Source organism: Citrobacter sp. C13, from assembly GCF_014596815.2.
In the GTDB taxonomy this organism is placed as follows: domain Bacteria; phylum Pseudomonadota; class Gammaproteobacteria; order Enterobacterales; family Enterobacteriaceae; genus Citrobacter; species Citrobacter portucalensis.
In genome coordinates this window covers 4707509-4719489 of sequence record NZ_CP115024.1, presented here as the reverse complement: position 1 = coordinate 4719489, position 11981 = coordinate 4707509, and the positions used below count along the sequence as shown (strand labels likewise).

6 protein-coding genes and 5 pseudogenes are annotated in these 11981 nt (G+C 50.7%); all 11 read right to left on the bottom strand.

The features are described from left to right. Positions 1-59: 59 nt before the first annotated feature. Positions 60-401 (bottom strand): annotated as a pseudogene (locus tag IB222_RS22540) (RHS repeat-associated core domain-containing protein); the annotation flags it as partial. A 39-nt stretch (positions 402-440) separates the two neighbouring features. Beyond that, on the bottom strand, positions 441-1022 hold the full coding sequence (locus IB222_RS22535; protein ID WP_032945620.1) for a hypothetical protein: 582 nt from the start codon (positions 1020-1022) through the stop codon (positions 441-443). Further along, positions 1019-2069: pseudogene (locus IB222_RS22530) on the bottom strand (RHS repeat-associated core domain-containing protein); the annotation flags it as partial. The pseudogene IB222_RS22530 and the gene IB222_RS22535, both read right to left, overlap by 4 nt. 564 nt (positions 2070-2633) lie before the next feature. Continuing rightward, positions 2634-3191: a hypothetical protein gene (locus IB222_RS22525; RefSeq protein ID WP_149385134.1), complete on the bottom strand. Its 558-nt coding sequence runs from the start codon at positions 3189-3191 to the stop codon at positions 2634-2636. Then, a pseudogene (locus tag IB222_RS22520) lies at positions 3192-3649 on the bottom strand (RHS repeat-associated core domain-containing protein); the annotation flags it as partial. Positions 3650-3697: 48 nt separating this feature from the next. After that, entirely contained in the window at positions 3698-3988 is a 291-nt protein-coding gene (locus IB222_RS22515) for a hypothetical protein (protein WP_149385135.1), read from the bottom strand. 464 nt (positions 3989-4452) lie between these two features. Then, a pseudogene (locus IB222_RS22510) lies at positions 4453-7386 on the bottom strand (RHS repeat protein); the annotation flags it as partial. Positions 7387-7833: 447 nt separating this feature from the next. After that, positions 7834-8064 (bottom strand): annotated as a pseudogene (locus tag IB222_RS22505) (DUF6531 domain-containing protein); the annotation flags it as partial. A 294-nt stretch (positions 8065-8358) separates the two neighbouring features. After that, positions 8359-9051, bottom strand: a complete 693-nt coding sequence (gene ompL / locus IB222_RS22500) for a porin OmpL (protein ID WP_149384901.1) — start codon at positions 9049-9051, stop codon at positions 8359-8361. 66 nt (positions 9052-9117) lie between these two features. Then, entirely contained in the window at positions 9118-10536 is a 1419-nt protein-coding gene (locus IB222_RS22495) for an MFS transporter (RefSeq protein ID WP_148362614.1), read from the bottom strand. 45 nt (positions 10537-10581) lie between these two features. After that, a complete protein-coding gene (locus IB222_RS22490; RefSeq protein WP_047407512.1) occupies positions 10582-11964 on the bottom strand; it encodes an MFS transporter in 1383 nt (460 codons plus the stop codon). Positions 11965-11981: the final 17 nt, after the last annotated feature.

Genomic DNA, 11981 nt, shown 5'->3' with positions numbered 1-11981 from the left:
ATTCCGCCCTCAATTATACAGAGATCCTCCACACACAAGCCTAATGAGTCTGTAAATTGAATCGGATTAAGCGGATACATATACGGGTTCCATCCCCCCTCCAGCCCTATCGGATCCTGGGTGATATACCGTCCCAGCCCCGGACTGTAGTACCGGTGGCGGTTGTAGTGCAGTCCGGATTCGTCGTCATACTGCTGGCCCGGCAGGCGTATCAGCTGTTGCAGATTGTACGGATTATCTTCCCGCAGCACGTTGCCGCATTTGTCATACTCGGCGCGCCAGGCAATGCTGCCGTCCGGTTTGACCAGCACCAGCGGCAGGCCCCGGTGGTACAAGTGGATTGTCCTCTCTGATGTGTATTCCGGCTCCATCTGGCCCTGTATCTGCGCCGGAGTCAGCCCGTACTCGCACAAAAATGTGCATTTTCTCAGACAGGAGTTTTATTTTTTCTCACTACGAAGCACCCCATATTCTATTTTCGTTACGCATTCGTAAGACTCATTTTTTTCAGGAAGATGCGCTGTCATGCGAGCATAAGTTGACTTCTCAGCTTTAAAATACGTTACCATGATTGAGTTATCAAGAATTGCAAACAATGCTGAATCTCTGCTGTTTTTTTGATAGAAGCCCCCTCGGATATGACTTCTAATATTATTATCAACGATTGCGTCATCGAAAAATGCTGTTTTCTCAGCAGCATTTAGTAAATCCTGAAAAGATCCTTCAGTTGGAGGATTTTCCTTGGGGCGCAGTGTTCCAAGGTTAATTAAAAGCCTGGCACCATTAGGGACAAATTTATTATTTTTACATGTACCCAGTTCTGTTTGCCAGTAATATTCACCTATATCCTCACTCTGATACCATTTCCATTCAGGCTTATTGTTTAAAATGGGGAAAGCGGAATAGATGGTGCCCTTGGTAAAAATGGTCAGGCAAGCATGGTTTTTTGGCTGTATTTCACACGTAGCCATGGCATCAAAACTAATGAATATTATCGGTATAAAGAAAAAAAGTCGTTTCATTTTCTCCCTCCTCTCCTTGTTCTCTGTGATATTTTCCCCCATAACTCACCCAGATCATCTATCCCAGCCGTTGCTGGTCCACTGAGTTCATTGAGATCCGGGAATAAATAGGGTTCTGCACAAGAATATCCCTCTGGCAATTGATTTGCTGCCCAATTCTTCTTGGGTAGATAATCAATTGCTGTCTTTGTATCCATACCTGGATATTTTGGATCATCCCATGGTGTGCAAATCAGGCTCGGTTTCACCCACTTTTTACAATACAATGTGTAATCGTACGGGCTGAATCCATTAAAAAATGTTTTGAAAACATTGGGTTCACTGCTGGCTTGGTCAATAGGATAATTTGGCATCAATTTTTCCGCTATGCCTGGCATTTTACCCGGGTTGGGCTTAGGTGGTGGGGTCGGTCTCGCTCCGTAGCCACCGTTCTTCATGTGCCCATATTTATTAGGTGCGAGACCCATCGAATCAGTCCAGCTAACCGGATTCAATGGATACTGATATGGATTTAATCCCCCCTCCAGCCCAATCGGGTCCTGAGTAATATACCGACCCTGTCCCGGATTGTAGTAGCGGTGGCGGTTGTAGTGCAGTCCGGATTCGTCGTCATACTGCTGGCCCGGCAGGCGTATCAGCGCCAGCGGCAGGCCCTGGTGGTCGCAGTGATAAAGATGCAGTTTCCTCTCCGGCTCATGCTGCGGCTCCATCTGCGACGCCATCCACTCCACCGTCAGCCCGCACAGTGCAAGCCACCGGCAGTTTTCCTCACTGACTTTTCCGGCTCTCAGCTCACTTTCCAGTCTGTTCAGCATCTGCACCAGCTCCGCCGGAAGCACGACAGCCTGAGCGCCTGAGCGCCTGACCGCCCTCACTCCCTTCCTGCTGAAGTTTCTCCGCCAGCGTCCGGTGGTTGTGCAACAGCGCCAGGCCCGCCGTCGCGCTGTCAATCCGCAGGAGTGGCGTAAAGCTCCCCGGATGATACACCGTCTGGACCTGCCACTGCGCTGTCTGCACCGTTGTCAGCGTATCCCGCTCCCAGCCATACTGTACTGCTGCCCCGGCAGCCATATCAGATGTTTCGAGCATCCTCGCTCGGCAGATTTCCCCATTCATCATACGCAGCACCCTATGCCAGCATGCTGTCCATGCTGATTATATCGCCAGCCTCTGCCTGCTCATATATTACTAAACCCTCTATCTACTAGCCATTTAATTATAGACTCAACGTCTTTTCTGTTAAATACTTTTAAATTAATCACTATAACCAGCCCTCTTTTCCCTTTAATTTCGAGTCGTACAGGAGGAAGGAAGCGGTCAGTATATTTGTATATTCCAACTCTATATTTTACACTAACTATATCTGCAAAATGAATGCAATTTGTACCAGAAAATAAGCTCCTGTAACAAATATACTTGCTGTCTACCTTTAGGTTAAATCTTGATATCCAAAAAAAGACAACAAATAGCATCATTCCCCAGCAGCAGAACACGGGAACAACACTGAAAACAAACCCTCTAACCAGCATGGCTACAAAAACGATTAAAATAGGAATACTTAATATACTGAACCATATAATGTAAGTTGAGCGTCCGGCAGATATGTTCATATTATTGGCACTTACATGGATCACAGGTTAAACTGTCTAATTTTTCCAATGCCGCTGATTCAGCCACGCCTCCTACTGCACCCACTGCTGCCCCAGGAACCAGTGATGTGTCAACAGCCCTTCCCACAAACATTTTTGCGGCAGTCTGGGGTTTCATTGATGAAATAGTTCCATTCGATGCTTTGGTTGTCATTTGTTTAAAAATGGAATTATAACTTCCACTACCAGCAGTAATACCTTGGACTTTTATTCCGGGAATGAATCCTGTGGCAGCACCAATAGCAGTATCACCTACGAGACTTGACCATTCGAACCCACACTGTTTTCCGGATAAGTATTTTAATCCCTGTTTACTTAAATTCGTTGCAGCTCCGGCGGCGGCACCCGCACCAATTGGCCCCGTATACAATAAAGCCTCTCCTCCTGCCGCCCCACCAATAGCAGAACCAGTATAATCCTCCCATCCACTTAATTCTCCTGAAATTAAATCACTTACCCCTTGCCCAGCTAAACCAACAATTGCACCGCCAACCGAGAATACTATGTCATCAAATCCCACCCATAAACCTAATGGATCAGTCCAACTTACAGGATTAAGTGCATATACATATGGATTTAATCCCCCTTTCAGCCCTATCGGATCCTGGGTGATATACCTTCCCGTCCCCGGATTGTAGTACCGGTGGCGGTTGTAGTGCAGTCCGGATTCGTCGTCATACTGCTGGCCCGGCAGGCGTATCAGTTGTTCTAGGTGCGCCGGATCGTAATACCGTTTCGGTTATTGTAGAGCCACGTTTTCACATCGTACTGTCAGGGTTATCCTCCCGCAGCACGTTGCGCCGCTCGCTGTACTCCGCTTACCAGGCCCCCCGTCATGGATTATCAGCGACAGCGGCAGTGATCACTGTGGTACAGGTAGATTTTGCACAGTAGCGTGTAAACCGACTCCAACTGTCTTTCCATCTGCTCTGGCGTCAGCCCGCACTGCTTCAGCCACTATTGATCAGCATCGCTGATTTCTCCGTATCATAGCTCCTACTCCAGGCCCGTCCAGTCCTGTGATCACTAACTATATCGTGTTGGAAACACACAACCTTGCCCTTCTCCCCAAAAGGTGATACCAAAAATTATAAGAACAAGTAATCCACCACCGTACATACATCCCAGCATCACAATAGAAAAACGTTTGTTTTTAAAACTAAATACCCGCCTGTACATTTCAAACATACCTGAAAAAGTATTCATGTTTATATCGTTTTTCTTACAAAACCAAGCACCATAAAACACCCCGACTATCCCCATTGAAAACATAATGACAAAAACAACAATTCTTGCAATTATAATTAATTCACACATATTTATACCTAATATAACGTAGTGGAAACATTTGGAGTGTACGGTATTTTAATTTCAGGGCCGATACCAGCACCAGCGCCAATGTATATTTCAGGCCACGTTGTTGTTTGAACCACCTCAATACTAAAGATTCCCAGTCCAAAGGAAAAGCCAGCACCAACTGTTAAATCTTTAGCATCGGGGTCTCTGAATTTCAATCCACAGGTAGCAGATGCTCGTGCACCTACAGCGGCTACTGGAATTCCAGCCTGTGCTCCAGGGCCTACTTTTTCATTAGCAGTAATAGTTCCTGATAAACCAGAACCAACAGCAAGCAGTATTGAAGCTCGGCACTCTCCCGTAGCAATAGGTCTTGCAGGTGGTGGTGACATAGCGTTAGCAATATCTTCTGGAGACTCTCCATTTTCACACATATGCAAGCCGAGTGAAGACCGCTCACTGGCTCCATAGCCCATATTGCCAATAAATGATGATAATCCCAGCGGATCTATACCTGTTACCGGATCTAGTGGATATTGATACGGGTTCCACCCACCTCTCAGCCCTATCGGATCCTGGGTGATATACCGTCCCAGCCCCGGACTGTAGTACCGGTGGCGGTTGTAGTGCAGTCCGGATTCGTCGTCATACTGCTGGCCCGGCAGGCGTATCAGCTGTTGCAGATTGTACGGATTATCTTCCCGCAGCACGTTGCCCCATTCGTCATACTCCGCACGCCAGCTGATGGCGCCATCCTGGCTTATCAGCGCCAGCGGCAGGCCCCGGTGGTCGCAGTGGTACAGATGAAGCGTCCTTTCCGGGACCGGCAGCGGCTCCATCTGCGCCGCCATCTGTTCCGGCGTCAGGCCGCACCCGGCCAGCCACTGCCGGTTCTCATCGCTGATAACCCCGGCGCGCAGCTCACCTTCCAGGCGGTCCAGCATCTGTACCAGCGCCGGCGGGAACACCACGCCAGCGCCATCCTCGCTGCCTTCCTGCCGGAGTTTCTCCGCCAGCGTCCGGTGACGGCGCAGGGTATCCAGCTCCTCCGTGGCGGTCGCCACCCGGATGAGCGGCGTGAAGCTGCCGGGTTCGTAAATCGTCTGGACACGGTGTTGCGCCGTCTGCGTGGTGGTCAGCCGGTCGCCGTCCCAGCCGTACCAGGTGGTGTACGGCCTGTGCGACAGCGCCATCTGGTCATGGTCCGGATGTTCACGCTCCCGTTTCCACACCTGCTTTCCGATACGCCTGCCCAGCGGGTCGTGGAGATACCGTCCTTCCGCCTGCTTTTTGCCGTACTGTGTGCGGAGGTAGTGCACCAGCCGGTGCTGGTTGTCGTAGCTGTAGCGGTGTGTGCGTTCATCGTACATGCGGATGGCCCCGTCCGGGATACGGTCCGTCTTCTCCGTCAGCCTGCCGTAACGGTCATAGCGGTACAGGTACTGTGCATCCTGCACGATACGGTTATCCGGCCATACTGTGAGGAGGCTGTCCGGGTACAGTTCCGGGTCCGGCAGACGGTTGCCCGCCGGGTCGGTGGCGTAAGGGAGGCGGATATCCAGACCGTGCGCAGTCATGCGCACGCCGGTGAGCCTGCCGGTCTGGCTGTAGTCGTATTCCCGGGTCTGGCGCGGGGTGCTGATGCGGGTCAGATGCCCGGCCCCGTCATACCCGTAGTCGCGGTTCAGAAGCGGGCTGTTCAGGTGCCGGCTCAGCAGCTGTCCGGCCGCGCTGTAGCCGGTGGTGAGCGTGTATTCGCCGAAACGGCGTTGTGTCTCCCGGTGCAGGCGGTCGCGGGTGAAGTCGATGAGTGGGGTGTCGCCGAGTTTCATTCCTGCCAGATAACCGGAGCCGTAAGTCAGCCACTCCTCGGCAGGCAGTTTGTCTGACGTCATGCGATGCGCCAGGCCTGCGTCGCTGTAGTCGTGCTGTGTCTCATGCTGCCACAGCAGGGTTTCCGTCTGCGGGGCGTGGACGGTCTGCTTCTCGCTGACCATCCGGCCTTTCTCATCATAGCCGTAGTGCACGGCGACCCGGTGGCCTTCACTGAGGTGGCTGATTTCCGCCAGCCAGCCGCGTTCGTTGTACTGCCACTGTTCCGCCGGTTCGCCGTTCACCGTGCGGTGCGTCAGGCGGTCAGCGTCATCGTAATACCACACCGTGACGAGGTCTTCGTCCTTACTGCACACCCTTTTCCCTGTCAGGTCATAGTCATACTGCTGCGTTCTCCCGTCAAAGCCGGTCTGCTGCGTCAGCCTGTCCAGTGCATCGTAAGTGAATTCAGTGTGGCTGCCGTTCTCATTGGTCAGCTGCGTCACCCGTCCGGCGGCATCGTACTGCATCCGGCGGGTCAGGCCGCCTGCGGTGATACTGACCGGTCTGCCGCCCGCATCGTACTGCGTTTCAGTGCGGTTGCCGTCCGGGGTAATCACTGCCGTCAGGTCGCCGGCCTCACTGTATTCATAGCGGGTCTCGCGGCCTGCCGCATCTCTCTGGCTGACAGGCCGGCCCCGGGTATCGTAAGCGCGATACTGGCTGAGACCTTCTTCCTGATGAACGGCTGTGACCTGCCCGAAACGGTCATAGTCATAGCGGGTTTCATACCCCGAACAGTCGGTGAAGCTCAGCAGTTGCCCGTGGCGGCTCCACACCATCTGCTTTTTGCTGCCGGTGGCGTCTTCGCTGGTGCAGGGGTATTCACTGTGCGGGTCATCATACACATAGCGGGTGATGCTCCCCTGACGGGAAGTCTGCGCAGTCAGGCGGCCATATTCATCGTATTCGTGCTTCTCCCGTAAACCGTCCGGGTGGGTGATACCGGTCAGCTGACGCCCGTCATTGTAATAAAACGCCGTCTTCCGGCCGTCAGGGGAGATAATTTCGGTGATGTTACCGGAAGCGATACTGTACCGGTATTCGGTTTTCCGGCCTGCCGCATCCGTCTGCGCGGTGAGCCAGCCCGGGGGGCTGTATTCACTGCGGGTCACGCTGCCGTCGGCGTATTCCTTTTTCACCACCCGCTTCAGGCCACCTTCGCCTTCGGTGTGCAGCACTTCCCGGCGGTGCAGGCTGTCGGTAATGGTGACGGCGTTTTTCCCGTATTCATAGCGGTAGCTCAAGCCTGCCGGATTATGCTGCTCCACCACACGGCCCGCTGCATCGTGGCGGTAGGTGGTCTGCGGGCGTCCGGCGTACTGGTGTGCCACCATCCTGCCCGGGGTATCCGCGGCATAGTCAAAGCGGCGAACCTGCACCCCGCCCCGGTCATACACCGCTGCCAGCTCCCCGCGCGGGGAATAGTCATAGCGCGCCAGCGGGGATGCCGGCAGGTTGTCCGGGTATTCCGGGTCGTGCGTCAGCCAGACGGCACCGAGGCGGACCCCGTCATCCTGGCCGTAGCGGGTGGCGGGCAGTGTGTTCATCTGCTTCAGCACCAGCCGGAAACGGCGGCCTGCGCCATCGGTCACCCCGGTGATATGGCCGCTGAACGGCCCGGCGGCATCACGGTGATATGAGAGTCTGCGCCCGAAACTGTCCACCAGCCCGGTCAGCACCCGGTACGGCGGCAGCGGGGCAGGAAGTACCTCATCCGGCTCCGGTACCCGTTCAGGCCACCCCAGTATCCACCATGGTCCCTGTGGGCTGTTTGCCGCCAGGTACTGATGCGGGCTCAGGCGGGTGTCTTCCGGCAGCGCCTGCCAGAGACGGTGCAGGGGATGACTCTCGTGCCGCTTCGCCACGCCGCCACGGGCGAGCCAGAAGCGTTCGCTGCGGCTGAAGGCCACTTCCCCCGGGAGCAGGTGTTCAAAGTGAATACTGCGCCCGCCGTTATCATTGAGGATAAGTTCCTCATCACGTATCTGTAAGCGAATATCGAATGGTGCTTTCCAGCCGGGGCCGAAGATGCCGGCCGGTGCCGGGGTACGGGTCCGGTAACTGCTGTAGGCGCGGGTGAGGACAAAGGGCAGCGGGCCGGGCAGGGTGAAATCGGTCTCACCGGGCAGGACCTTGGCGCCGAGCAGCGGGTTAACCGGGGAGCCGTAGGTGACACCGCCGGGACACACCGAGCAGGCGACGCCGGTGGGGGCGCCAATCATCACGCCCATGGAGCCCTGGGCTATCGGGCCGCCGAACTTCGTCATGTCGCCCAACCGGGCTGCCGGTTTACCGCCGCTCATCGCCAAATCCTTTTGTAAAACATCAGGATTTGCAGATTACACCTGCTTCAGATGAAGGGATTGTGAGATAAGTGCAACAGAGAAAAGATTCGGAAATAATTTAGATTAAGCACATGAAAAATTGCCACTATTTCTATTTATGTTAGAAATATAAAAGCTTGCACATGCAATCATAGCCGCTGATAATTCAGCGGCTTTTTTATTTCGGAAGGATTAGAAGAAATACTTAGCCCCGACACGAATTTGATTTTGTTCGCGGTGATAAGGTTCCACATTGCGATCTAACCAGCGTAGTTCCAGGTAGGGTAACCAGTGTTCATTGATACGATACTTGAAGGTATTCGTAATCTCCCAGTGGTGATCTTTTCCGTTACTGCTATTGAAGTCATTCACTCGAATAAAATAGTGCGGCTCAAAGGTATAGGAAAACTTATCGGTGATAGTAAAATTCCAGTAGTTACCTATTTCATAGGTATCATTATTGTCCTGGTCACCGTTTAGATCGGTTGAGCTGTAGTTATTATGGTTATATCGGTTACGCACGGTAAGATTAAACCATGGGGTAAATTTATAGTTAACATCCAGATAAGCAGCACCACCGGAACCCGTACTCTTATCGTTTATCAACCCACCTGGCTGGATAGTTAATTTATCTGTTGGTTTAAATAACGGATACCAGCCCTCTATTTCATTATAGCCGTGTTTTAACTCATCCTTGCGTTGCATTGTGTAGGTGTTGGTGAGCATGATACCCGCGCCCATATCTGAGTTATAGCCAACGCGCATCATCACTTCTATCTGATCGGATGCCAGATTATATGCCTCACGGTTCTCGATATAGGCACCCGCAAAAACAGAAGTAGAAGCAACAGAGGATAAGAGAATTATTGTTGTTAACTTTTTCATAATAAATCCATTTTTTAAGCGTAGGGAGGCCGCCATCCATTAAGATGGAATAGGCGGCTATTATTTTTATACGTTTACAGCAGAGGTGTTCTTTTTATTGGTAATAGGGTCCGGTTGGATGTTGTTTTTCTTCCGTTGGCTGATTTCCTCAATAATAAAAGCAAAGCGAGTTTCGTTGAGTTTATAAAATAAACCCATCGTGAATGCAGCGATAATGGCCAGCCCACAAGGCCAAAGGAAAATAAGCTGACGCAGGCCGAGCAAAGTTGCATCGCTTTGGGTTATGTTGGGGACATAACCGATTTGCGTCAGCATGATGCCCGGCAGGAAACCAGCGAGCGCAGCGGAAATTTTGCGCGAAAAGGTATAACCCGTATACACCGAACCTTCCGCACGTATCCCTGTTTTCCATTCGCCATAATCGACCGTATCCGGAACCAGCGCCCAATTCAGGCTGTTAACAAAAGCGGTTCCGAAGAAGGCTAAGCAAGAGAAAATCACAAAATAAAAGGAGTTATAACCCCAAAAATAATTTAAAATATCGCCAGCGGCCCATACAACCATACCCGCTAGATATACGCGTTTCTTGCCAAAGCATTTCACGGTCCAGGGGACTAATAAAACACCAATAATTACGCAACCCATACTAAAAAAACCCATCCAGGATAATAGGTTAATGTCATTTAGTACATATTGGGTATAATAAACCTGAATGGCGAGCTTGATATTAAATGCTGCTAGTGTACACAAATTTGCAATGCATAGAACTAATAGTGGTGGGTTGTGAAAAATTGCGCAAAATGATTTGATTATGCTTGTTTTATGCCCCGGTGAGAGGGGCTCAATGTAATGTTCTTTGGTTCCTTTATAACATAACATGATAAAAACAAAACCAAAGATAGAGAAAATTAAGGCTGCACAACCATAACCAATGGTAGTTGTAGAGAATAAAGATTGAAGAGGAATAAAAGCAACCGTACAGATTAATAAACCTATTGTTGCTCCACCTTGTCGAAAAGCTGCCAGTTGTGCTCGTTCATTTGGATTTTTTGTTATTGCTGGAATCATAGCGCCATATGAACAGTTCATTAGACTGTAAAACAGACCGAATAGCATAAATAGACCAGTGGCAATAGCAGTCTTGAGCGGCAGGCTAAATGTTGTAGCAATAAACTGAACTGTCGCAATAATCGCGGATGGTACAGCTGCATACAGAATAAAAGGTCTGAATTTCCCCCTGGAACCTATGTTTTTTTGAGAGTCGAGAAGAAATCCGGTTAGCATGTCTGTAAATGCTGTAAAGAATTTTGCTATAAGGAAAATAACCCCACCATAATATGCAGGCATTCCTAGCTCATCTGTGTAAAATTTGAGCAAATACAATGTGCCAATGCTTAGCATTAGATTGGAGCCAATATCACCCGCGCCGTAAGCGATTTTTTCTTTCAGGCTTAATTTTAGCGTTAGCGGATCATGGTCAGGCATAACCACTCCTTACAACGCCCCGAAGGGCGTCATTAATTATTATTGTTAAGCAGTACGTTTACGCGCTTCTATTTCTTCAACGATACGGAAGTACATTTTCTCGTTGAGGTTGTAAAAACAGCCCATTGTAATCATGGCGAGCACCGCGAGCACACAAGGATATATGAAGATCAACTGACGTAATCCTTCAACAGTGCTGGCCGACTGCACTACGTTTGGAATGTAGCCAATTTGAGTAAGCATCCATCCAGGGAAAAAGCCAGCCAGCGCTTGGGACATTTTTCGAAAGAAGGTGAGCCCGGTATAAACTGTCCCTTCGGAACGAACACCAGTACGCCATTCGCCATATTCCACTGTGTCCGAGACCAGCGCCCAGTTCAGACTGTTGACGAATGCTGAGCCAAAGAATGCCAGGCAGGAGAAGGCTACGAAACTCACTGAAGTGTCACCGAAGCCGTAGTTAAGCAGATCGCCCACAGCCCAAATTATCAGCCCACCGATATAGACCTTTTTCTTACCAAAGCGGCGTACAGCAGCAGGCATCAAAAAGACGCCGATGAATATACAACCCATGCTGAAGAAGCCCATATAGGACAAAATAATCGGATCGTTCAGCACGTACTGGGTGTAGTAGACCTGAATCGCCAGTTTGACATTAAATGCCGCAAGGGTGCAGAGGTTGGCAACGCACAAAATAAACAGTGGGCGATTACCCGCGATTGCGCGGAAGGATTGCAAAATTCCTGCTTTTTGTGCGGAATCAGCCTGTTTGACCTCAACATAACGCTCTTTGACACCCGCATAGCAAAGCCACATAAATAGCAGCCCGCATAACGAGAAAAGTGCAGCGGTTACGCCATATTGCAGTTGTTGATTGCCTTCAATCAAATTCATTACCGGTACAAAAGCAACGGTGCCAATGAGAAGGCCTAAGGTGGATCCGCCCTGGCGCCAGGCCGCCAGCGAGGCACGTTCATTTGGATTTTTGGTTATGGCTGGCACCATCGCGCCATAAGAGCAGTTCATCAGGCTGTAGCACAATCCATACAGCATAAACAGTAGCGTTGCGACGACCGTTTTGCCCGTAATTTCTAACGGTGTCCCTATAAAGTTAGCTGTTGCCAGCAGTGCTACTGGGAATGAGCCATACAGAACGAACGGGCGAAATTTACCTTTCGGTCCTATTTTTCGCCGCGAGTCGAGCACAATACCAGTACCCATATCGGTAAATGCGGTAAAGAATTTAGCGATTAAGAAGATAATCCCACCATAGGTTCCCGGAAGACCGAGGACATCAGTGTAAAATTTCAACAAATAGAGTGTGCCAATATCCAGCAGGATATTGGAACCCAAATCGCCTATGCCATAAGCTATTTTTTCTTTAAGTGGCAGGCGTAGCGTTGCCGGATCAGCAGAGGTCTGACTCATTATTATTCTCCATGTGC

Bases quoted from the DNA above. Each gene is read 5' to 3' on its own strand.
- ompL (WP_149384901.1), bottom strand. From the start codon at position 9,051: ATGAAAAAGTTAACAACAATAATTCTCTTATCCTCTGTTGCTTCTACT.
- IB222_RS22495 (WP_148362614.1), bottom strand. From the start codon at position 10,536: ATGCCTGACCATGATCCGCTAACGCTAAAATTAAGCCTGAAAGAAAAA.
- IB222_RS22535 (WP_032945620.1), bottom strand. From the start codon at position 1,022: ATGAAACGACTTTTTTTCTTTATACCGATAATATTCATTAGTTTTGAT.
- IB222_RS22490 (WP_047407512.1), bottom strand. From the start codon at position 11,964: ATGAGTCAGACCTCTGCTGATCCGGCAACGCTACGCCTGCCACTTAAA.
- IB222_RS22515 (WP_149385135.1), bottom strand. From the start codon at position 3,988: ATGTGTGAATTAATTATAATTGCAAGAATTGTTGTTTTTGTCATTATG.